Origin of the sequence: Allorhizobium pseudoryzae (genome assembly GCF_011046245.1) — a bacterium.
In the GTDB taxonomy this organism is placed as follows: Bacteria; Pseudomonadota; Alphaproteobacteria; order Rhizobiales; family Rhizobiaceae; genus Neorhizobium; species Neorhizobium pseudoryzae.
In genome coordinates this window covers 587603-610040 of record NZ_CP049241.1, presented here as the reverse complement: position 1 = coordinate 610040, position 22438 = coordinate 587603, and the positions used below count along the sequence as shown (strand labels likewise).

Sequence of the window (22438 nt, the reverse complement as noted above, 5' to 3'; positions counted from 1 at the left end):
GAGCCGAAGCTGCCGCTCGGCGTCCCGCGTGTCCTGACCGGCTTTCCTCTCTGAACGATCACACGTTCTGGCGGCCAGCCGGCAATGCATGAACGGCCTGCAGGCGTACAAGCATGCAGATCGTGACGAGGGGTTTACGCCGATCTTGATCGGCACATCACTGAGGACGGGCTTTGGCTCAAGACATACCAACGGATCAGGCGCGAAAGGCACAGGCGAGCAGCCTGCGTGACCGGCTTGCATTCGCGGGGCTCGATGCCGATTGCTGTGATCTCCTGCGCCGCTTCCGTCCGGCTCTCGAAGGCCGGCTGAAGGAGGGCTTGCGCGATTTCTTCCAGCGCCTGCAATCCTCTCCCGATGCCATGCGGCATTTCGAAAGCGACCTTCAGATCGACCGCCTGCACGACCTGCAGGCGTCCCACTGGAGCGTCCTGACCGATGCCCGGTTCGATGCGCTGTATGCCGAACGGGTCAAGGTGCTGTCCGATGCCGAAAGCCGTATGGGGCTTGATCCCCGCTGGCACATCGCCGGGCATGCGGTGATGCTTGAAAATTTGATCGGCTGTCTTGTCGAACAGCTGATGTCGAAATCCCTGCTGACCTCCGGTCGCAAGCGCGACAAGGAACTGGCGGATGCGATCCAGGCGGTTATTCGGCTCGTCATGGTCGATCTCGAGATCGCCATTTCCCTGCGCATCAACGAACTGAGACTGAAGCAGCAGCGGGCTCTGGCCGCACAGCGCGACAGCGACCAGGCCGAAGCAAACAACCTTTTCGGTCCCGTTGCGGCACGTCTGGCCGACAAGGATCTGTCGGTGCGCATCGGCAACGATCGCCCGGAGGTCTATGGCGAACTGTCGGCTCTGCTCGATCAGGCGCTGGATGCGATGAGCGGTGCCCTGCAGTCGGTCGGCGAACGGCTTTTGTCTGCCGAAGGACTGGCGCAGTCCATGGCACAGACGGGACGCGAGATCGCGACCGAAATCGAAGCATATTCCGCCGACATCTCGGATGCCGCGCTCCGGATCGCAGAACTGGCAACCCGCGTCCAGACCAGCGCGACGGAAGCGGCCGACGCCGAAAAGGCGGTCGCGACCGCACGCCGGTCTGCGGAGGAAAGCGGCGAAGTGGTCGGCAAGGCGATCAGTGCCATGGCCGATATCGAGGATTCCGCCGAGAAGATCGGCCAGATCATCGGCGTGATCGACGAGATTGCCTTCCAGACCAATCTTCTGGCCTTGAATGCCGGGATCGAAGCCGCACGCGCCGGTGATTCAGGGCGCGGTTTTGCCGTCGTGGCACAGGAAGTGCGGGCACTTGCCCAGCGCTCCGCCGAAGCCGCCCGGGAAATCAAGCAACTGGTGACGGGCACGAAATCGCAGGTCGATGCCGGCGTGAAGATGGTTCATCGCACGCAGGATGCCATCGGCGGCATCGTGGCGCAGGTGGCGGGCATCAACGAGACGGTTGCCGACATTTCCCGCGCCACCGAGGACCAGGCGCAGTCGCTGGCGCGTGTCGCCGGCAGCATCCAGTCGCTCGATCAGCGCCTGGTGACGAGCGCCGAGAAGGCCCGCGGCCTCGGTTCCCAGTCGGATGAACTGCAGACCGTGATCCTGGAGCTTGGCCGCACGGTGCGCGAATTCCGCATCGCGCGGGAACGGGCGGAAGCACCGATCTGGCAGGCCAAGCCGAAGGCATCCGATCCGCGGGCAGAGGAAACCTCTTCCGTCATGCCGGAGATGTCGGATGAGGGCGTATTTTTCGTGCCGGCCCAGCTGGCCGCCTTGGGGCGGTGAGCATGGAGCGGAAGGCAGGATTGAGCATGAAATTCGTTGCGCGCGACCGGTCTGGCCGCGACGGCAATGCGAACCATGAGGATTGAAGGAATGGCAAGCACGACTGCAGAGACGGGAAGCCTGAAGCTGGTTTCGGTGCTCGACCTCAATGAGGCTTCCGTGTTGCACGGCCAACTGACGAACATGCGCGGCAAGGACCTGTCGATCGATGCCTCCGGCGTCGAGCGCGTCGGCGTCCAGTGCGTCCAGGTTCTGATGGCAGCCGCGAATGCCTGGGAGGAGGACAAGAAGACCTTCGTGTTCGACAAGGTTTCGGATGCGTTCGGAAAGTCCATGCAGCTTATTGGCATCAACATAGATCATCTGCTCGCTAAGGAGATTCAGCAGTGAAGAAAAAGATATTGACCGTCGACGATTCCAGGACGATCCGGAACATGCTTCTGGTGACCCTGAACAACGCCGGCTACGAGACGATCCAGGCCGAAGATGGCGTGGAAGGGCTTGAAGTCCTCGAAGAATGCAACCCCGACGTCATCGTCACCGACATCAACATGCCGCGTCTCGACGGTTTCGGCTTCATCGAAGGCGTTCGCCGCAACGACCGCTATCGCGCTGTTCCGATCCTCGTTCTGACGACGGAAAGCGATGCGGAAAAGAAGAATCGTGCGCGCCAGGCCGGAGCTACCGGCTGGATCGTCAAGCCTTTCGATCCTGCAAAACTGATTGATGCGATCGAGCGTGTAACCGCCTGAACCGGGAATTCCTGCGATGGATATGAACGAAATCAAAGAGATCTTCTTCCAGGAGTGCGAGGAGCAGCTCGCCGAACTGGAATCTGGTCTTCTCAAGCTCAATGACGGTGACCGTGACCCGGAAACGGTGAATGCCGTCTTCCGCGCTGTCCATTCGATCAAGGGCGGTGCCGGCGCGTTCGGGCTTGATGACCTGGTTTCGTTTGCCCACGTGTTCGAAACGACGCTCGATTGCGTCCGCTCGAACAAGCTGGAACCGACGCAGGACGTTCTGAAGGTGATGCTGAAGTCGGCCGACGTCTTGGCCGACCTGGTGGCGGCATCCCGCGATGGCGGCAGCGTCGATGAAGGTCGAAGCCGCGGTCTGGTGAAGGAACTCGAGGCGCTTGCCCGCGGTGAGCTTCCGTCCGGCGGTGCTGCCGCCGAGACGCCGAAACCCGCTCCGGCCAAGGCTGCACCCAAGGCAGCTCCGGCTCCGGCGGCAGCGCCCGCCGCCGCGGCGCCGCCCCCGACCGATGACAGCGGCTTTCAGCCGATCCCCTTTACGTTCGACGGCTTTGGTGAGGAGGAGCAGACCCTCGAGCCCTCGACCTTCGAGGTGGTCTTCAAGCCGCGTCGCGAACTCTATGCCAAGGGCAATGAAGCGGCTCTCCTGCTGCGTGACCTGTCTCGCGTCGGCTCGATGAGCATCAACTGCGACACGGATCAGCTTCCGCACTTCGATAAAATGGATCCGGAAGGGGCCTATTTCAGCTGGAAGATCCAGGTCAAGACGGACAAGACCGAGCAGGACATCCGAACCGTCTTCGAGTTCGCCGAATGGGACTGCGATCTCGAGGTGAAGGTTGCCGAAAGCGCCGAGGAAGAGCTTCCGATGGTGCCGGTGCCCTTCGATCTGTCGGTCCTTGACGATGGCTCCGAAGCATCGGAGGACGACAGCGATCAGTCGGACGACAGCGCGGCCAATGCGGCCGCTGCCGCCGTTGCCGCTGCCGAAACCGCAAGCAACGTCTCGAAGATGGCCGCTGCCGCCGCGCGCGCCGACAAGAAGGAAAGCCAGGCTGCTGCCGCTGCCGCCAATGCCGCGAACGCTGCCAATGCCAGTGCCGGCCAGACCATCCGCGTCGATCTCGATCGCGTCGACCGTCTGATCAACCTCGTCGGCGAGCTGGTCATCAACCAGGCGATGCTGTCGCAGAGCGTCATCGAAAATGACACGACCGGAACCTCGTCCATCAACATGGGTCTCGAAGAGCTGCAGCAGCTCACCCGCGAGATCCAGGACTCGGTCATGGCGATCCGCGCGCAGCCGGTGAAGCCAGTCTTCCAGCGCATGTCGCGTATCGTCCGCGAAGTGGCCGACATGGTGGGCAAGTCGATCCGCCTGGTCACGGAAGGGGAAAACACGGAAGTCGACAAGACGGTCATCGACAAGCTGGCCGAACCGCTGACGCACATGATCCGCAATGCCGTCGACCACGGCATCGAAAGCCCGGAAAAGCGCGAAGCCGCCGGCAAGAACCCGGAAGGCACGGTCAAGCTGACCGCAAAGCACCGGTCTGGCCGCATCGTCATCGAACTGGTGGACGATGGTGCCGGCATCAACCGCGAGCGTGTGCGCCAGAAGGCCATCGACAACGATCTGATCGCGGCAGACTCCAACTTGACCGATGAAGAGATCGACAACCTGATCTTCATGCCGGGCTTCTCCACCGCCGACAAGATCTCCGACATTTCCGGCCGTGGTGTCGGCATGGACGTGGTCAAGCGTTCGATCCAGGCGCTCGGCGGTCGTATCTCGATCAGCTCGCGCCCCGGCCAGGGCTCGACCTTCACCATGAGCCTGCCGCTGACGCTCGCCGTCCTCGACGGCATGGTGGTGACGGTTGCCGGTCAGACGCTGGTCGTGCCGCTCACGGCCATTGTCGAGACGCTGCAGCCGGAAGCCTCGTCGATCCATTCGTTCGGCGCCAACCAGCGCCTGATCTCGATCCGCAACTCCTTCTGCCCGCTGGTCGATGTCGGCCGTATCTTGAACTTCCGCGCCATGCAGGCAAACCCGGTCGAAGGGGTGGCACTTCTGGTGGAATCGGAAGGCGGCGGACAGCGCGCGCTGATGGTGGATGCCATCCAGGGCCAGCGCCAGGTCGTCATCAAGTCGCTGGAAGCCAACTACACCCATGTTCCGGGCATCGCGGCAGCGACCATCCTGGGCGATGGACGCGTCGCGCTCATCCTGGATGTGGATGCCGTGGTCGCCGCCTCCCGCGGTCAGTCTCTCCGGCAGGAAGGTGGAATGAAATCGGACATGTCATTGGCAGCAACGGGTTGATTGACGGGTAAAGTGTATGTCGTACGCCGTGAAAAATCTTGCTCAAGGAAGCCGGGAGCTCATCGCCTTCCGCATCGGGGATCAGGAATTTTGCGTCAACATCATGTCGGTCCGGGAAATCCGCGGCTGGACGAAGGCGACGGGGCTGCCGCATTCTCCCTCCTATGTCATGGGGGTGATCAATCTGCGTGGCGCCGTCCTTCCGATCGTCGATCTCTCCGCCCGGTTGGGCATGCGGCGGGCAGAACCAAGCCCGCGTCACGTCATCATCGTGGCGCAGGTGAGGAGCCGCATCGTCGGCCTGCTCGTGGAGGCGGTCTCGGACATCCTCACCGTGACCGATGACAATATCCAGCCGGTACCGGAAGTCTCGTCGGATCTGGAAAAGCAATATGCGCGGGGCATTCTCGCGATCGACAAGCGAATGATCTGCCTCATCGAGCTCGATGCTCTGTTCTCCGACACCGAAAGCGAAGCTGCATGAAGCCTCTTGGCGCCTTTGATGGCAGACAGTCCCCGGACGAGGTCCTGGCAAGCGGAGAATATCCGCTGACCCGCCGCGACCTCTCCGAGATCGCTGCCATGATCTATTCGGATGCTGGGATCTATCTGAACGAGACGAAGGCCTCGCTCGTCTACTCTCGCCTGTCCAAACATATCCGGAACCTTGGGCTGCGCGGTTTTCGGGAGTATTGTGCTCTGGTCTCCTCGGCAGAGGGCGCTCAGGCGAGACGCGAGATGCTGTCTCACCTCACCACCAATTTCACGCGCTTCTTCCGTGAAAATCACCACTTCGAACATCTGCGCGACGAGGTGCTTCCGGGCCTGATCGCGCGGGCAAAGGCGGGCGGTCGCGTTCGCATCTGGTCGGCTGCGAGTTCGGATGGACAGGAGCCGTATTCAATTGCGCTCACGGTGATGGCGCTCCTGCCGAACGCCGCCGATTACGACTTCCGCATCCTGGCGACCGACATCGATCCGAAGATTCTGGCGCTGGCCCGTGCCGGCGTCTACGACGAAAACTCGCTCGAAACCGTGTCGCCTGCCATGCGCAAGCAGTATTTCAAGGAGGTCGATGCCGGCGGCCGCCGCAAGTTCCAGATTGATGACAAGGTTAAGAAGCTCATTACGTACAACGAACTGAACCTGATGGCCCAATGGCCCTTCAAGGGGACTTTCGACGTGATCTTCTGCCGAAACGTCGTCATTTACTTCGATGAGCCAACCCAGATGAAGATCTGGTCGCGATTTGCGTCGCTTTTCCCAGAGGGCGGGCATCTTTATATCGGTCACTCCGAGCGTGTGACAGGAGATGCTAAAAATCTTTTTGATAACATAGGAATAACCACCTACCGCTATACTGGCAAAAGCGCGGGGAGGAAATCATGACCATGCCGGCACGTGTTCTTGTTGTGGATGACTCGCCGACGATGCGTGGGTTGATCACGGCTGTGCTGAATTCCGATCCGGAAGTCAGCGTCATCGGCCAGGCGGGCGATGCGCATGAAGCGCGTGCAGCGATCAAGGAACTCAATCCGGATGTCGTGACCCTCGACATCGAGATGCCCAACATGAACGGGCTTGAATTCCTCGAAAAGATCATGCGCCTGCGACCGATGCCGGTGATCATGGTATCGACCATGACGCACCAGGGCGCCAATGCCACGCTGGCAGCTCTTGAGATCGGTGCCTTCGACTGTGTCGGAAAGCCGGTTCCCGGTGATGTTCGCCCCTTCGGGGATCTCGCCGAGAAGGTCAAGGCGGCGGCGCGCTCGAACCGGGGGCGTTCTCGCACCGTGGCCGCCCCGCCGGTTGCCCCGACGGCGGAATACCGCGTCGGACGCAAGGTGGTCGCCATCGGTTCGTCCACCGGCGGCGTCGAGGCACTGATTGCTGTTCTGCAGAAGTTTCCGAAAAACTGCCCGCCGACGGTGATCACGCAACACATGCCGCCGACGTTTACCAAAAGTTTTGCTGAACGGCTTAATCGTATCTGCGCCCCTGTGGTGCAGGAAGCAACGGACGGCGCGCGGCTGGAGATCGGCAAGATCTATCTGGCGCCGGGCGGTGATCGGCACCTTCAGGTTTCCAATCCGTCCGCCCCGTGCTGCCGGCTCATCGAACGTGACCCCGTCAACGGCCATCGGCCTTCCGTGGATGTCCTGTTCGACTCGGTGGCAGACCTGGCGGGACGCAATGCCGTGGGAGTCATCTTGACCGGTATGGGTCGCGATGGTGCCTCCGGCCTGCTCAAGATGCGGAGTGCGGGCGCACGCACCCTTGGGCAGAATGAAAAAACATGCGTGGTCTATGGCATGCCAAGAGTAGCGCATGACATCGGTGCCGTTGAACAGCAATTGCCGCTCAACGCCATCGGAGAAGAAATATTGAAATTAACCGCCGCCCGAAAAGAAGGTACCGAATAAATGTCTCTCGCTGAAAAAATCAAAGTTCTGATCGTCGATGATCAGGTGACGAGCCGGCTGCTGCTCAGCGACGCCCTGACACAGCTCGGCTTCAAGCAGATCACCGCCGCAGGCGATGGCGAGCAGGGTATGAAGATCATGGCCGAGCAGCCACATCACCTGGTGATCTCCGACTTCAACATGCCGAAGATGGATGGCCTCGGTCTCCTCCAGGCGGTTCGGACCAATCCCAGCACGAAAAAGGCTGCCTTCATCATTCTGACGGCACAGGGCGACCGCGCCCTCGTTCAGAAGGCGGCGCAGCTTGGGGCCAACAACGTCCTGGCCAAGCCGTTCACGATCGAAAAGATGAAAGCTGCCATCGAGGCAGTATTCGGAGCGCTTAAATGAACCAACTGGCCGCAGCCAAGCGGATGAACATCATCCAAGGCGAGTTTAAAGTTACGGATGACCCGGATGCCGTCATAACGACGATCCTGGGATCTTGCGTGGCTGCGTGCCTGAGAGATCCGGTTGCCGGAGTGGGGGGGATGAACCACTTCCTTCTGCCAGGCAACGGCCCGGGGGGCATGTCAGGCGGTGACATGTCTCGCTACGGCGTGCATTTGATGGAGCTTCTGATCAACGGCATCCTGAAGCGCGGCGGACGACGCGAGAGACTCGAAGCCAAAATCTTCGGCGGTGCAAAAACGATCGCAAGCTTTTCGAATGTCGGCGAACAGAATGCAGCCTTCGCGACGGAATTCCTGAGAGACGAAGGCATCAAGATCGTTGGTTCCTCGACGGGTGGGGAATTCGGTCGCAAACTGGAATACTGGCCTGTCAGCGGCCGCGCGCGCACCTATCCCCTGACTGGGGCAGAAACACAGAAGACGGTTGCTCTCGAGCAGCGTCCGGCGAAGCCGGCCAAACCGGTCGAAAGCTCAATCGAGTTCTTTTAGTAGAGGAAGCAATGACCGAACCTTATGTCCAGCCAGTAGCTTCCCTCGAAGAAAAGTTGCCGGACGTGCTGATGCGCATCGTGTCCGAACTGTACGATGTTGCCTATCTGATCGAGCGCGTGGAGCCGCAGTTGCTGGAAATCGGCGGTGCCTCGGTTCTGCAGTCACCGGATACGATGAAGGTGCTGCAGGGTATCGATCTTGCGGTGCAGAAGGCCCGCGGGCTCGCCGAATTCATCGACACGATCACGGCGACCATCCCGGATGACTGCATGGTGGATGTCTCCACCGCGCTGAACCTCGTGAAGCTGGCCGACATGCACAAGGCGCTAAGCAAGGGCATGCGCCACGGCCATTCGCAGCCGCTGAGCAAGGCTGCGGGCGATTTCGACTTCTTCTGACGCGTCAACACGCGGCAGTTCACCCATCATCACTGGCACCCATTCGCGAAACGTTCGCACAAGCTTCGCAGGCTAGGTTGGGGGAAGGGCAAAAAGCCTCAATCCAGTGACGGTGCGGGAACAGAATGAATCTGTTAGCTCAATTCAACCAAGTTATGAAGAACTTAGGGTCGCTCGGCCAGACCAAGCTGCTGACATTGGCAGGTGTGGGTCTCGTGTCCATGGCGATCGTCATCGCCGCTGCCCTTTACGTCAACAAGCCGGCCTATGAGACCCTTTACGTTGGTCTCGAAACCTCCGATCTCAATCAGGTGAGTGCCGCTCTGGCGGAAGGCGGGATCGATTTCCAGGTCGGTCAGGACGGATCCAGCCTGCAGGTGCCGGTCGGTCTGACGAGCAGGGCTCGTCTGATGCTGGCCGAGCGCGGGCTGCCCAACAGCAGCAATGCCGGCTATGAGCTCTTCGACAATGTCGGGTCTCTGGGCCTGACCTCCTTCATGCAGGAAGTCACGCGTGTGCGTGCCCTTGAAGGTGAAATCGCCCGCTCCATTCAGCAGATCAGCGGCATTGCCGCAGCGCGCGTCCATATCGTGATGCCGGACGTCGGCAACTTCCGCCGGGTAGGGCAGAAGCCCACCGCATCCGTGATGATCCGCGCAAACAGCGATGCTGGCCGCAAGGCCGCCGCTTCCATCCGCCATCTGGTCGCCTCGGCTGTTCCCGGCCTTGAGGTCGATGACGTGACGATCCTGGATTCGACCGGCCAGTTGCTGGCGTCCGGCGACGAATACGGCAACAACAACCTGACGCGCAGCCTGACGACCGTGCAGACAGTGCAGAAGGAAATCGAATCGAATATCGACAAGGCGCTCGCACCTTTCCTCGGCCTGGACAACTTCCGCTCCAGCGCCACCGCCATGCTCAATCTGGATACGCAGCAGATCCAGGAGACCGTCTTTGATCCTGAATCGCGGGTCGAGCGCTCCGTCAAGGTGACGAAGGAGGCGCAGAAGTCGCAGCAGCGCCAGTCGGATTCGGCAGCGACCGTCGAGCAGAATGTTCCCCAGGCCGCGCCCGCCGGCGGCGGCAATGGTCCTGAATCTTCCGACCAGAGCGACAAGAAGGAAGAACAGACCAACTACGAGATCAATTCCAAGACGACGGCCACCACCCGCAACAGCTACCGCGTGGAAAAACTGTCGGTCGCCGTCGTGGTCAACCGCGCCCGCATTGCCAAGATGGTGGGCGAGCCGGTCGATCAGGCCAAGATCGATGCGTATCTCGCAGAAATGCAGACGATCGTCGCGACGGCTGCCGGCATCAATACCGAGCGTGGCGACGTCGTCAATGTCACCGCGATGGACTTCCTCGAGAGCCAGTTGCTGGACGAGGCTGCGGCTTCGGGCCCGGGGGTTGGCGAGATCCTGACCCGCAACCTCGGCGGCATCATCAACTCGGCCGCCTTCATCCTGGTCGCCTTCCTGGTCATCTGGTTCGGTCTGCGTCCGGTCGTGCGTACGGTGGGTGGTGTTGCCGGCGGTTCCTCGGAAGTGGCAGCGGAAGCCGCTGGCCTCGAACTGCCTGACTTCTCGCCGGCCGCCGGAGGCGCTGCGGCCCTGCCGGAAGGCTTTGGTGCGGATTTCGGCGCCGACTTCGGTTTCGACGGCTCGAACGACCTCTTCGGTGCGGAAGACGATCCGAACGGCGGCTTCAACCGTCGTGTCAAGGAAGGACCGGAAAAGCGCCTCGCGCGCATGGTGGAAATTTCGGAAGAACGCGCCGCAAAGATCCTGCGCAAATGGGCTGCGGAACGCGCCGCCTGACCTTCACCAGAGAAAACGACAAAAAGGCCGGCATTTGCTGGCCTTTTTGCTTTTCTTCTCTTTCATCCGGGCGCAGCATGGATGGACAGCGCAGCCGCCGGACGGAGCCTGTGGAGAACAAATATGCTAAAACCGACAGTTTTGTAGGAAAATCGCGCGGGGTTATGGCAATTCCTGGGCAGCTCCCTAAAATGGCCATGATTCGGACGGCGATGGCGACATACGGAGCAAGACTCTCGGGCCACGGCTAAAGGACGAACTGGGGATTGGCATGAGGCCTGTTCCCCGAGGGAGAGTGGACTCGATGGAGTTGCATGGCGCAGACATGAAAGCTGAAAGCCGGCATTTCCTGGATGCGCATGCATCGAAAACCGGAACGCGCGATCAGTTCTTGCGCCGTCTGTCGATCAGCGGAGCTGCCGGAAACCTCCAGTCTGCCATGCGGCTGCTGACGGATTACGTTGGCGCTTCCCATTACCTCCTCGCCCGTTATGACCTGATCCAGGAACAGGGGCTCAACTCGATCATCGCCTCCAACTGGCCCTTCGATCTCGTGCGGCAGTTGAGCGAGGATCTGGCGCGCAGTTATGCCAAGTCGTCCGAGGTCGAGAAGTGTCTGACGATTCTGACGCCGCAGTTTGCGCTCCTGCCGGACAATGTCGATGTGCCCGATGACGTCAGTCGTCAGTATTGCGCCTTGAGCTTCTGCGCCGGCCGTATCCGCTATTCGATCATGCTTCTCTTCCCGGAGGGATTGATCCTGTCCCAGGAGAGGCTGCGGGAGGTCGGGCTTCTGGCCGGCTATGTCCTCAGTCTCGGCGAGGCGCGGGAAGCACGATCCGATCGCGATTTCGATCTGACGGACCGGGAGCTGGAATGCCTGTTCTGGATCGCCGAAGGCAAGACAAGCGACGAAATTGCCGTGATTCTCGGAATCTCCCGCAACACCATCAACAACTATATCACCAGCGTCATGCGCAAGACGGCAACGAAGACGCGATCGGAAGCGATCGCCTACGCCGTGCGCAACAATCTGGTCTAGGATCGACTATGGCATCTTGGCAGGGACTGTTCGACACCGGTGAGACCGCAAGCGTGTTTCCGAACGTCCATCCGCGCGCGTCGAGCCGTTCCGACATCTTTCCCAAGCTCGTGTCGATGCAGAAGACGTTGCACGCACGCAATTTTGCGGTTCTACGCATTGCGGGCGCTGGGATGCCGAACAAGCGCAAGGTCGTCTGCGAACTGGACAACTGGGGGCCGACGGCGATCGAGAACAGTCGCGCGCTTCTCGACGCCTACGGCGAGACCTTCCTGCAGCACATCGAGCTCTCGATCCTCCCCTTGGCCTGGGGGACGGTCGAAACCGAGGAGAGGGGAGGCGCGACGGACGTGCCTCCCATGGTTCTCACGCTGGAAACCAAGAGCCTGCCATTCTCCGGCATTGCCTTTCCTGTCAGGCTCGGCGCCGTTGGTAACGGCTACGTGGCCTTTTCCGGCGGGACGATGGCCATCACCAGTGATGCGGTTGTCGACCAGCATATCCGCAGCTGCCATATCATGATGGATCTGCTGGCGCTGGAGGAGCGCCGTACCGTGCCGGCCGAAACCCTGAGCGAACGCGAAGTGGCCTGCCTGCAGCTCGCGGGCGACGGTCAGATCAGCGAAGAGATTGCCGAGCGTCTCGGCCTCTCCGTTCACACCGTCAATGCCTACCTCGGCTCGGCAACAATCAAGCTGGATGCGGTCAACCGAATCCAGGCTATCGCGAAGGCCATCCGTCTTGGGTATATTCACTGATGGAGAGGTGCCCGGTCGGCTTTCCCGGGCAGACTGATCGCGTCGATCAGCCAGCGAGAGCGGCCGGATACTTGATGTAGCGGGCTTCGTGCAGGCTGCGCGACAGAAAGCGGGTATTCTCCTCCGGATCCTCGGAGATTTCCTGGAAGGAAATGTGGTCGATCTCGAGCCCGGCCGTCTGGTCGGCAAGCGTCAGGCGGGCATAGATCGACACGCCGCGCGGCTTGATTTCCAGATCAAGAACGACTTCCGGAACGGTGTTCCAGTCCAGCCGGTAATCGCCGCCGCTGCCGAAGCTGATCGTGCCCGGATGGAAATAAAGCTCTGCTGCGGACGAGACGAGATCCGCAATGCTGCTGTAGCATTCCAGGCGAAGAAGCGAAATGAGATCCGCCGCATCCAGCAGTCGAAGTTCCGTGGCTACCGGACTGATTGCTTCTGCCAAAATCTTTTCGCGCTCAAGTGAATAACTGCATTTTTTCATAATGTTCTAGCGTATCCGTCTCTTGGGCGTACGCGCGGCGTACACCCTGTGAATCAGCTCAGCCACAGCCTTGTAGAAGGCTGGTGGAATCACACTATCCACCGAGACTTGCGCAAACATGGAGCGTGCCAGGGGCGGATCCTCGAAAACCGGGATCTGATTGGCCTCGGCAATCTCGCGAATTTTCAGCGCCACGAGATCGGTTCCCTTGGCAACCACAATGGGTGCATCGCTTTCCTCGCGCACGTAACGCAGGGCAACCGCATAGTGGGTCGGGTTGGCGATGATGAGCGTGGCGCGCGGAACATTGTTCATCATGCGCTGGCGGGCGCGGTTGCGCATCAAGGAACGCTGGCGCGATTTGACGACCGGATCGCCCATCGCCTGCTTGTTTTCGTCCTTTACTTCCTGCTTCGTCATCTTCAGCTGGGTGTACCAGTGGTGCCTGGTCCAGAAGAAGTCGGCCGTGGCGAGGACGGCGGTCGCAAGAACGATGACGACCACCATCTTCTTCATCGACGCGTAGAGCATGGCCGGAACGACCACCGGATCGGCAAACATCGCGTCCAGCGTATGCAGGAAATCGCTGCGCATCGCGAAGAACATCACGACGCCGACGATCGCCACCTTGAAAATGGACTTGGCGAATTCCACCATTCCCTGAACGCTAAAAATGCGTTCGAAACCCTTCATCGGCGACACGCGGTTCATCTGCGGTCTGACCCGTTCGAGCACGAACGACGGCATGTTCTGCGCAAAGGAGGAACCAAGACCGAAAACGGCGAACAGCAGCATGACCGGCAGCAGGAAAGCGGCCGAATCCCAGCCGATACGCACGGCGAGCGACACCACATCCGAGGCATTTTCCAGCTGCCACTGATCCGGTTTTTCGATGATGTCCTTGAGAGCTTCGCCAAGCTTGGCAATGCCGTTCGGTAAAAAGAACAGCATGAAGAAATAGAATGAAAGAGACGACGCAAACAGCGTCACCTCTTTGGAAAACGGAACATTACCCTTCTCAGCAGCATCCGATAGCTTTTTGTGAGAAGGGCTTTCTGTTTTGCTGTCTTTATCCTCGTCAGACAAGGCTTCATCCTTGGTGCAGGATGGCGGCGTCCCGCCTCCTCTGGTCCGTCACGAAGCCCTCATGGCTTCGAGGAGCCGGCGGCGCTGACGCCGCCGGACAGGTCTTATGCGGCTTCCGGAGACGCCTGGCCTTCGGCCGGTGCTTCCTTGAGCTGGATCTGCCCGGCATTGGACAGACGGATGGCTTCCTGCGCCACGGCTCTGCGGGCGATGGCGACTTCGCGCGGATTGGTGACCGCGTTGGTGGCGCCAAGGTCGGCTTCGATCATGCGGCGCTGGCGAGGGCTGATCGCCGACAGGACACATTCCTTGATCTCGGGCGAGGCACCGCGCAGCGACATCGTGAGGATGTCGGCGGCGATGTCGTTGAGCAGCATGACGCGGCTGCGCTGCGGCATGGCGAGCAGGTCTTCGAAGAGGAAGATCTTCGGGCGAACCTTCTTGACCGATTCCTTGCTGATCGTTTCGAGCGAGCTGAGGAGAGTATCGACCTGCGGTTTGTCCAGCTCGTTCATGAGCTCGGCCACCTTGTTCGAACCGTTCGAGTTGCGCTCTGCTTCGATCATTTCGATCAGCTCGACCACGCGGTTTTCGATGATTTGCGCGGCCTTCGGGCTGACATCCTTCATGTTCACGGTACGGTTCATGATGTCCGCGCGCTGGCTGTCCGGCAGCTGCAGGAGCAGCTTGGCGCCGAAGGACGAAGGCAGCATCGACAGGATGTAGGCAATGGTCTGGGGATGCTCGCGCTGGAGGAACTGGCCGACGAAGATCGGATCGGCATCCTGCAGGCGGTCCCAGATGGAGGTCTCGTAGGCCTGGAAGGCGGTGCGGCGGCCGAGCAGGCCGTCGACTTCTTCCGGTGTGAGGCCTTCTTCCAGGATGCTCTCGATGGCACGGGCATTGTCCATCAGGCCTGCACCCTCGGTAAACAGGTCCTCGAATTCATTGACCAGCTGCAGCAGTTCATCCGGCGGGATTTCCCGCAGCGTCTGCGCTGATGCGATAATCGTCTGAAGTTCGCTTTGGGTAAAATATTTCAGCAACTTGCCTGCAACCCCCTTGCCCATGGCAAGGAGGACCGCTGCGGCTTTTTCAGCTTGGGATAACGGTTTCGTGGAAACTGCGCCTCCGAAATCGTCAAAGTCCATCATGGTCTTCCCTCACTGTCCCTCATGGGATCAGACTTTCTTTGTGCTCAAAATTTCCGTCAGCTTCACGCCGAAGCGGGTATCGTCATTCTCGAGGACCGTGATTTCGCCCTTGGCAATGCGGCGACCACTCACGCTGATTTCGACGGGCTCGCCGATCCGCTTGTCGAGCGCGATGATGGCGCCCTCCTGCAGATCCATCAGGCCTGCCACCTGCATCTTGCTGGTTCCCAGCACGATCTCGACCGTGATGGGAATATCCATGATCAGATCGAGATTGGACGTGAGCGCGCTGCCCGGTTCCGTCATCTCGGCGTGGCTGTCGCCACCGAAGCTTGAACCTCCAAAATCGCCGCCACCAAAGTCACCGCCGCCGAAGTCACCACCGCCAAAATCGGCGGTGTCGCCGAAGGCCGGAGCAGAACCCGAATCGCTTCCGAACTCTGCACCAAAATCAGCCATCCCGCCATCGGAGTCGGCTTTCAATACGCCGCGAAGATCATCGATCGCCTGATCCAGCTCGACTTCATTGCCGGTCGCCGGAAACACATCGTCTTCATCAAGTGGGGTCTTCTTGGTTGCCATAGAGACATTATTCCTTTTGAAACTTGCGTCAGCCTGCCCATTTGTGGCGGTGCGAAAATCCGTCACCTACTTCATCAGATGGCGGAGCAATTCGTCCTCTGAGCTGACATTGTCCTTGACGCGAACGGTATAGCGCTCGCCCGATCGTCCAAACTCGCAGGTGTACATGTCCTTGCCGTTGGCGCTGACTTGAACTCTCACATCCGACTTGTCCTCGAAAGCGATCACGTCGCCGGCCATCAGCCGCGAGACGGCGTTCAGCGTCATGCTCTGCAGCCGGATGCGGGCCTCCAGCGTCACCTGCGAGCGGCGAACCTGCTCGGCGATCCGGGCCGCCCATTCCTGCTTCTGTTTGCCGGCCTGGCCTTTCGATTTCGGTGTCACCACCTTCGTCTTGAGCAGCGCCTTCTGCGGAATGATGAGCGCGATTTCCGACGTCACCTTGCCGATCTCGATCACCATGCGGATGGCGGCTCCGAATTCCGGGCGGCCTTCCTCCTCCGGTGCAACACGGTCCGGACCGTTATAGGGACGCTCCAGCATGGCCTCGAAGCCGCCCGGCGCATTGACCCCGGAGCGCAGCACGTTGGCGATGCGCTCGAACACCATGGTCGCCAGGTCGAGTTCGATATCCGACAGCGGACGGTTCGGCGGCTGCTGGACCATGCTCGCTTCGGCGCCGAGCATGCGCTCCATCAGGCCGATGACAAAGGTATTGCCGCAGCCGAGGACGAAATTCGGAGACCAGTTGCGCAGCGAACCATTGGCAAAGGCGAAGTCGGGTCCGAGTTCGCGCAGCAGGTCTTCCATCAGACCCGACTGGAAACCCGTATAGCTGACCGTGATGGGAAAGCCGGTTTCGCTCTGGAAAACGTCGGGCAGGAATTCCGCATAGAGCTGGCCGAATTCGCTGCAGATCTTTTCGACGGTCTTGTAGTCGCCGAGCCCGCCGGTCAGTTTGGCGAGAAGGGCAAGGTCGATCGTCGGGCTGTTGTCAGTCTGTTCGGTCATTGCTTATGCCGCCTTTTCGCCGCCGCCGCCCGGGTTCATCATTTCCTGTTCGACCGAATCGATCGACGGACGTTCGTAGCTGGAAATCGTCTTGCGTCCGTATTCGAGAGCCACCTGCGGAACCGAGCCGTTCATGTAGGCGATGAGCGTCTGCTTCACGACGATGTACAGGCGATGCTGCTTGGTGCGGACGATCTTGATCTGCGAGCAGATCGGCGAGACCACGCAGTAGGAAAGGAAGATCCCGAGCATGGTACCGACGAGCGCCGCACCGATGAGGCCGCCAAGGACTTCCGGCGATTCGTTGATCTTCGCCATGGCCTTGATAACCCCGAGAACCGCGGCCACGATGCCGATCGCCGGAAAGGCGTCGCCCATCGTTGCCAGCGCGTTGTAGGGCTTCATCTTGTCGTGCAGGATGGTCTCGATTTCCTCGTCCATCAGCGCCTCGATTTCATGGCTGCGCGCGTTGCCGATGATGATGAGACGCACGTAGTCGCAGATGAAGGAGGTCAGTTCCTTGTTCTTCAGCACGGTCGGTGCCGTCTGAAAGATCGAGGATTCGTCCGGATTGTCGATATGCGCTTCGATTTCGTTGCGCGACTTGGTGCGCAGGTCACGCATCAGGGAATAAAGCACGCCAAGCACATCGAGATAGTTGCGCTCCTTCGGAACCGCATATTTGAAGGCCTCACCCAGGGCCTTGCCGGAATCCTTCACGATCTTCATCGGGTTCGCCATGATGAAGCTGCCGACACCGGCGCCACCGATGATCACAAGCTCGAACGGCTGCACGAGGACGTCCAGGTGTCCGCCCATCGCCATGAAGCCGCCGAGAACGCAGCCGATCGTGATTACGAATCCGATAATGATAAACATCGCGTGCCTGTACCCTAGTTGTATCAGGTGCTTCCAATATCGGCACTGGCTTGCGTGAGGCTGGGTTACCGGTCGCTTAAACAGCGTTCAGAGGCGGAACAGCCTCGCACAAGTCTCTCTGCCTATCACTGCCGGCAGGACGGATCTTGGTATCCGCGTTTTGGCGTTAGTGGCCCTCGTGTTTCGGGCGTTGCGCTGTCAGGTCAGAGAGACGGAGCTCGTTTTCATGCAGTCAGGATTGTACGTCGGCATTTCCTCGCAGATCGCGCTGGAACGCCGCCTCAACACCATCGCCGACAACATCGCAAACATGAACACCGTCGGCTTCCGGGCAACCGAGGTGAAATTCGACGAGGTTCTGAGCAAGATCCATACCGATCTGAATGCCAACGTGGCCTTCGTCAGCCAGGGCAATGACTATTTGTCGACGCGCAGCGGTGGCTTGACGCAGACCGGGAACACACTCGACTTCGCCATCAAGGGCGATGCCTGGTTTTCCATCGATACGCCGGCTGGTCAGGTTCTGACGCGGGACGGACGCTTCACGATGCGCGAGACCGGAGAACTTGTCTCCAACATGGGCTATCCGGTGCTCGATGCCGGCGGAGCGCCGATCCAGTTGAACCGTACCGGTGGTCCGCCGAAGGTCAGCGCTGACGGACAGATCCTTCAGGACGGCAATGTCGTCGCAACGCTTGGTCTCTATTCGGCCGATGTGTCCCAAGGCTACCTCCGCTACGAGAATGGCGGCGTGATCCCGACGGCGGAACCCCAGCCGGTCGTCGATAGCTTCAATGTCAGCGTCGTCCAGGGTTATCTTGAGGAATCCAACGTCAACGCCATCGGCGAAATGACCGAGCTCATTCAGGTTAACCGCAACTTTGCCGCCATTTCCTCCCTGATGCGCGATACCGAAGGCTCGTTCAGCGAAGCCATCAAGGTGCTCGGCGGATCATCGACCTGATCCGAAGGGTGACCCATGGATACGAACACGGCTGAAGGTTCCGGCGGTGCCAAGCTGGCGCAGATGGCGGATCTCGTCCGTCGCTTTACGGACCCGCAGGTTGCCATTGCGCCCGGCGGTCATGTGCGCACCATCGCCGCCGGTCACTATACGGTCTCCGGCCTGTCGCGGCATGTCCGTCTCGGCGAATTCGTGGCCCATCGCAGTCCCACCGGCATTCACCTGGGCGAGGTCGTCCGGGTCGAGCCGGACATCATCTATGTCTGCCCGATCGAACCGGGCGAACCGATCGGTATCGGCGACACCGTGATCCGCAAGGGTGCCTTCCGCGTGGCGCCCGATGACAGCTGGTGCGGTCGCACCATTAGTTCGCTCTGCGAGCCGATCGACGGCAAGGGACCCTTGCGCAACGGCCTGTCCAAGCGGTCGATTTCCAATACGGCCCCCCCTTCCATGACCCGCCAGCGGATCGAGCATGGCTTTGCCACCGGGGTCAGGGCCATCGACATCTTTTCGCCGCTCTGCCTTGGCCAGCGCCTCGGTATCTTTGCGGGCTCCGGCGTCGGCAAATCGACGCTGCTGTCGATGGTCGCCCGTGCCGAAGCCTTCGACAAGGTCGTCATCTCGCTGGTCGGCGAACGTGGCCGCGAAGTGCGCGAATTCATCGAGGACACGCTGGGCGACAATCTCGAGAAGTCGATCGTCGTGGTGGCGACCAGTGACGAGAGCCCGATGCTGCGCAAGATGGCGCCGCTCGTCGGCATTACGATCGCCGAACATTTCCGCGACAAGGGCGAGAACGTGCTGTTCATCGCTGACAGCGTGACCCGTTTTGCCCACGCGATCCGCGAGGTCGCAGTTGCGTCCGGTGAACCGCCCATCGCGCGTGGTTACCCGGCCTCCGTCTTTACCGAACTGCCGCGTCTTCTCGAACGTGCCGGCCCTGGGCCGGAAGGCACGGGCACGATCACGGCAATCATCTCGATCCTCGTCGATGGCGACAATCACAACGATCCGATCGCGGATTCGGCACGCGGCATCCTGGACGGTCACATCGTGCTGGAGCGCAGCCTGGCGGAGGAGGGGCGTTACCCGCCGATCAATCCGCTCTCGTCCATCTCGCGTCTTGCCCGCAAGGCCTGGACCGGCGACCAGGAAAAACTCGTCGCGCGGCTCAAGTCACTCATCCATCGCTTCGAGGAAACACGCGATCTTCGCCTGATTGGTGGCTACCGCGCCGGCAGTGACCCGGATCTCGACATGGCGATCAAGCAGGTGCCGATCATTTACGATGTGCTGAAGCAGACGCCCGGCGACCCCCTCTCGGGGGATGCCTACGGTGACCTTGCCAACGCCTTGAGAGCCGCCATGGCGGCACCCGGCGCCGGCAATCAGAGGCAGAAAGGATAGTCCGATGGCGGTGGATGTGGATGAACCGGCCAGGCCCGAGCGCAAGAAGAAGACGAGGAAAAGCCTCCTTGGCGATCGGATCGTCATGGGAACCGGCATTGTGCTGGCCGCCGCTTCGGCCTTCTTCCCCTGGTACGTGTTTTTCAACGAAGACAAGTTCGGTATCCATACCGTGCCCGTCGGGCGGACACGCGACCTGCCGGAGGGACCGCCACGCGCGGTCTTCAGCGTCTCGCCGCTTGCAATGGTCGACAATGACGACGATCACACGCCCGGCCCGGCGCCCGATCCGCTCGACAACCTGACCACGGCGACCGTCTCCTCCATCGGCAAGGAGAGCAAGACGACGGATCCCGGCGAGATCGAACAGCCCTTTCCCGGCAAGAACACGTTTCGCCTGATGCATGTTGCCAATGGCCGTGCCCTGATCGAGGACAGTTCTGGCATGTACATGGTCCGCATCGGATCCATTTTGCCCGACAACAGCCGTCTGGCCACTATCGAACAGCGTGAGGGACGCTGGGTCATCGTCACGTCGAGCGGTGAAATATACCGTGATCAGACGACGGAAAGCCGGTAAGTCTGACGCAAGATTACCCGCATAGGCTCCTCGTAGTAAATGGAGAGAAGCCTATGCAACCGATCCAACTCTTTGATCTTGCGTCGCGGCAGGCAGAATGGCTGTCCATCCGTCAGCAGGTCGTTGCTGGCAACATCGCCAACGCAAGCACGCCCGGCTTCAAGGCCAAGGACGTGACACCCTTCGATGCCGTTCTGAATTCCGCCAGCCTGCGCATGGCCCGCACCAATCCCGGCCATCTGACCGGGTCGCCGATCGACAGCCGGCTGGACGTCGATGTCGAGCAGGAAGAACTCAACAACGAAATCGGTATCCAGGAATCCGGCAATACCGTTTCTCTTGCGCAGGAACTGCGCAAAGGCGGCGAGATCAAGCGTCAGTATGAACTGAGTACCGGTCTCGTCAAATCCTTCCATCGCATGATGCTGATGACAGTGAAGAAGTAAACCATGGATCCGCTTTCTGCCTCTTTGAAAATCGCCGGTTCCGGAATGGAAGTGCAGGCCACCCGCCTGCGCGTCGTCTCCGAGAACATCGCCAACGCCCGCACCACCGGCGATACGCCGGGTGCCGATCCCTACCGCCGCAAGACGATTACCTTCGGCGCCGAACTGGACAAGGTTTCGGGGGCGGATCTGGTCGGTGTGAAGAAGCTGGGGACCGACCAGTCGAAATTCGTCGAGGAATATGATCCGGGCAATCCGGCGGCCGATGACAGAGGCATGGTCAAGATGCCGAACGTCAACATGCTCATCGAGATGGCGGACCTTCGTGAAGCCAACCGCAGCTACGAAGCCAACATCCAGACCATCAAGCAGACGCGCGAACTGATCGCTGCGACCATCGACCTCCTGAAGGCATCCCAATGATCAATAACATCCAGAACGTCAGCTCCCTGTCGCTGACCCGCGGCCTCGGAACCACCGCAACCGAATCCAGCCAGTCCATTGCCGGCGCCGCCGAAAGCGCGCTGTCGCAAACTCCGGCGATGTCCTTCGCCAACGTCCTCGGCAGCATGGCATCGGATGCCGTCGGCAGCCTGAAGGCAGCGGAATCGAAGTCCTTCGAAGCCATCCAGGGCAAGGCGAACACCCGTGAAGTGGTTGATGCGATGCTGCAGGCGGAGCAATCCCTGCAGACGGCCATCGCCTTCCGCGACAAGGTCGTGAACGCCTACCTCGATATCACGAAAATGCAGATGTAAGGGTTGAGGACACAGATATGAGAGCGCTTTCAGTCGCCGCGACGGGCATGGATGCCCAGCAGACCAATCTTGAGGTCATCGCCAACAACATCGCCAACATCAACACCACCGGCTACAAGCGCGCCCGCGCCGAGTTCGCCGATCTTCTCTACCAGACCGAGCGCGCCCAGGGCGTGCCCAACCGCGCCAACCAGGCCATCGTGCCGGAAGGTGCCAATATCGGTCTCGGTGTCCAGACCGCCGCGGTCCGCAACATCCACACCCAGGGCGAACTGGCCCAAACCGACAACAAGCTCGACCTGGCGATCGTCGGGCGCGGCTGGTTCCAGGTCCAGTCACCGGACGGAACGACGCTCTATACGCGTGCCGGCTCCTTCAACACCAATGCGGACGGCCAGCTCGTCACGATCGATGGCTATGCCGTCGTTCCCAACATCACCTTCCCGGCGGATGTCACGGAAACCGTCATCAGCCGCACCGGCCAGGTCAGCGTTCGAGTCGGTGCCGACTCAAACTTCACCGAAATCGGTCAGTTGACCACGGCGAACTTCGTCAACGAGGCGGGTCTGAAGCCGCTGGGCGACAACCTGTTCCAGCAGACGGCGGCATCCGGCGAAGCCATTGTTGCCGCACCGGAAGACCCGGGTTTCGGCTACTTGAAGCAGGGTTACCTGGAATCCTCCAACGTCGACGCGGTCAAGGAAATCACCAACCTTATCTCGGCGCAGCGCGCCTATGAGATGAACTCCAAGGTGATCACCACAGCAGATGAAATGGCTTCGATCGTCAGCAAGAACCTGAAGTAACATG

General features: G+C 60.4%; 26 protein-coding genes. 20 read left to right on the top strand and 6 right to left on the bottom strand.

Going from position 1 to position 22438, the window contains the following annotated elements:
• The first annotated feature begins 173 nt into the window (after positions 1 to 173).
• From G6N78_RS03000 to visR, 13 genes are all read left to right on the top strand, one after another.
• Positions 174 to 1799, top strand: a complete 1626-nt coding sequence (locus G6N78_RS03000) for a globin-coupled sensor protein (protein ID WP_165215644.1) — start codon at positions 174 to 176, stop codon at positions 1797 to 1799.
• A gap of 90 nt (positions 1800 to 1889) precedes the next feature.
• Positions 1890 to 2189, top strand: coding sequence for an STAS domain-containing protein (locus G6N78_RS02995; RefSeq protein WP_165215642.1), 300 nt, complete (start codon positions 1890 to 1892; stop codon positions 2187 to 2189).
• Positions 2186 to 2551 (top strand): response regulator, encoded by a 366-nt coding sequence (locus tag G6N78_RS02990; RefSeq protein WP_165215639.1) that lies wholly within the window; start codon positions 2186 to 2188, stop codon positions 2549 to 2551. Before G6N78_RS02995 ends, G6N78_RS02990 begins: the two co-directional genes overlap by 4 nt.
• 16 nt (positions 2552 to 2567) lie before the next feature.
• Positions 2568 to 4883, top strand: a complete 2316-nt coding sequence (locus G6N78_RS02985) for a chemotaxis protein CheA (protein ID WP_165215637.1) — start codon at positions 2568 to 2570, stop codon at positions 4881 to 4883.
• Between the two features lie 16 nt (positions 4884 to 4899).
• Complete coding sequence (locus G6N78_RS02980) at positions 4900 to 5367, top strand: chemotaxis protein CheW (protein ID WP_165215634.1); 468 nt, start codon at positions 4900 to 4902, stop codon at positions 5365 to 5367.
• Positions 5364 to 6272 (top strand): protein-glutamate O-methyltransferase CheR, encoded by a 909-nt coding sequence (gene cheR, locus G6N78_RS02975; protein ID WP_165215632.1) that lies wholly within the window; start codon positions 5364 to 5366, stop codon positions 6270 to 6272. Before G6N78_RS02980 ends, cheR begins: the two co-directional genes overlap by 4 nt.
• The gene (gene cheB, locus G6N78_RS02970) at positions 6269 to 7309 is read left to right on the top strand and encodes a protein-glutamate O-methylesterase CheB (protein ID WP_165215629.1); all 1041 of its coding nucleotides are present in this window, start codon (positions 6269 to 6271) and stop codon (positions 7307 to 7309) included. The genes cheR and cheB overlap by 4 nt, the downstream gene beginning before the upstream one ends.
• Positions 7310 to 7699, top strand: a complete 390-nt coding sequence (locus tag G6N78_RS02965; RefSeq protein ID WP_165215627.1) for a response regulator — start codon at positions 7310 to 7312, stop codon at positions 7697 to 7699.
• A complete protein-coding gene (gene cheD, locus G6N78_RS02960) occupies positions 7696 to 8250 on the top strand; it encodes a chemoreceptor glutamine deamidase CheD (RefSeq protein ID WP_165215624.1) in 555 nt (184 codons plus the stop codon). The genes G6N78_RS02965 and cheD overlap by 4 nt, the downstream gene beginning before the upstream one ends.
• Positions 8251 to 8261: 11 nt before the next feature.
• Entirely contained in the window at positions 8262 to 8651 is a 390-nt protein-coding gene (gene cheT / locus G6N78_RS02955) for a chemotaxis protein CheT (RefSeq protein ID WP_165215622.1), read from the top strand.
• A 125-nt stretch (positions 8652 to 8776) separates the two neighbouring features.
• Positions 8777 to 10474, top strand: a complete 1698-nt coding sequence (gene fliF / locus G6N78_RS02950; protein ID WP_165215620.1) for a flagellar basal-body MS-ring/collar protein FliF — start codon at positions 8777 to 8779, stop codon at positions 10472 to 10474.
• Positions 10475 to 10799: 325 nt separating this feature from the next.
• Positions 10800 to 11516: a transcriptional regulator VisN gene (visN, locus tag G6N78_RS25765; protein WP_234905868.1), complete on the top strand. Its 717-nt coding sequence runs from the start codon at positions 10800 to 10802 to the stop codon at positions 11514 to 11516.
• Between the two features lie 8 nt (positions 11517 to 11524).
• Entirely contained in the window at positions 11525 to 12274 is a 750-nt protein-coding gene (visR, locus tag G6N78_RS02940) for a transcriptional regulator VisR (RefSeq protein ID WP_165215616.1), read from the top strand.
• 46 nt (positions 12275 to 12320) lie between these two features.
• On the opposite strand, the gene G6N78_RS02935 is transcribed toward visR, so the two are convergent.
• The 6 genes from G6N78_RS02935 to motA form a co-directional block, all read right to left on the bottom strand.
• Positions 12321 to 12758 carry a BspJ family T4SS effector nucleomodulin gene (locus G6N78_RS02935; RefSeq protein ID WP_165215614.1) on the bottom strand — a complete coding sequence of 146 codons (438 nt, stop codon included), beginning with the start codon at positions 12756 to 12758 and terminating at the stop codon, positions 12321 to 12323.
• Positions 12759 to 12764: 6 nt separating this feature from the next.
• Positions 12765 to 13844 carry a flagellar biosynthesis protein FlhB gene (flhB, locus tag G6N78_RS02930; protein WP_165215612.1) on the bottom strand — a complete coding sequence of 360 codons (1080 nt, stop codon included), beginning with the start codon at positions 13842 to 13844 and terminating at the stop codon, positions 12765 to 12767.
• Between the two features lie 104 nt (positions 13845 to 13948).
• Positions 13949 to 14998, bottom strand: coding sequence for a flagellar motor switch protein FliG (fliG, locus tag G6N78_RS02925; RefSeq protein ID WP_165215602.1), 1050 nt, complete (start codon positions 14996 to 14998; stop codon positions 13949 to 13951).
• A 27-nt stretch (positions 14999 to 15025) separates the two neighbouring features.
• Positions 15026 to 15580 (bottom strand): flagellar motor switch protein FliN, encoded by a 555-nt coding sequence (gene fliN / locus G6N78_RS02920; protein WP_165215600.1) that lies wholly within the window; start codon positions 15578 to 15580, stop codon positions 15026 to 15028.
• A gap of 66 nt (positions 15581 to 15646) precedes the next feature.
• Positions 15647 to 16591: a FliM/FliN family flagellar motor switch protein gene (locus tag G6N78_RS02915; protein ID WP_165215598.1), complete on the bottom strand. Its 945-nt coding sequence runs from the start codon at positions 16589 to 16591 to the stop codon at positions 15647 to 15649.
• A 3-nt stretch (positions 16592 to 16594) separates the two neighbouring features.
• The gene (gene motA / locus G6N78_RS02910; protein ID WP_165215596.1) at positions 16595 to 17470 is read right to left on the bottom strand and encodes a flagellar motor stator protein MotA; all 876 of its coding nucleotides are present in this window, start codon (positions 17468 to 17470) and stop codon (positions 16595 to 16597) included.
• A gap of 226 nt (positions 17471 to 17696) precedes the next feature.
• Here motA and flgF point away from each other — a divergent pair, with 226 nt between their 5' ends.
• The 7 genes from flgF to flgG are packed head-to-tail and all read left to right on the top strand — an operon-like array spanning position 17697 to position 22434.
• Positions 17697 to 18434 (top strand): flagellar basal-body rod protein FlgF, encoded by a 738-nt coding sequence (flgF, locus tag G6N78_RS02905; protein ID WP_165215594.1) that lies wholly within the window; start codon positions 17697 to 17699, stop codon positions 18432 to 18434.
• A gap of 15 nt (positions 18435 to 18449) precedes the next feature.
• Entirely contained in the window at positions 18450 to 19844 is a 1395-nt protein-coding gene (gene fliI / locus G6N78_RS02900; protein WP_165215592.1) for a flagellar protein export ATPase FliI, read from the top strand.
• A 4-nt stretch (positions 19845 to 19848) separates the two neighbouring features.
• Positions 19849 to 20424, top strand: coding sequence for a flagellar protein (locus tag G6N78_RS02895; protein ID WP_165215589.1), 576 nt, complete (start codon positions 19849 to 19851; stop codon positions 20422 to 20424).
• A gap of 53 nt (positions 20425 to 20477) precedes the next feature.
• Positions 20478 to 20870 (top strand): flagellar basal body rod protein FlgB, encoded by a 393-nt coding sequence (gene flgB / locus G6N78_RS02890; RefSeq protein ID WP_165215587.1) that lies wholly within the window; start codon positions 20478 to 20480, stop codon positions 20868 to 20870.
• Between the two features lie 3 nt (positions 20871 to 20873).
• On the top strand, positions 20874 to 21293 hold the full coding sequence (gene flgC, locus G6N78_RS02885) for a flagellar basal body rod protein FlgC (RefSeq protein WP_165215584.1): 420 nt from the start codon (positions 20874 to 20876) through the stop codon (positions 21291 to 21293).
• Positions 21290 to 21628, top strand: coding sequence for a flagellar hook-basal body complex protein FliE (gene fliE, locus G6N78_RS02880; protein ID WP_165215582.1), 339 nt, complete (start codon positions 21290 to 21292; stop codon positions 21626 to 21628). The genes flgC and fliE overlap by 4 nt, the downstream gene beginning before the upstream one ends.
• A gap of 17 nt (positions 21629 to 21645) precedes the next feature.
• Positions 21646 to 22434 (top strand): flagellar basal-body rod protein FlgG, encoded by a 789-nt coding sequence (gene flgG / locus G6N78_RS02875; RefSeq protein WP_165215579.1) that lies wholly within the window; start codon positions 21646 to 21648, stop codon positions 22432 to 22434.
• Positions 22435 to 22438: the final 4 nt, after the last annotated feature.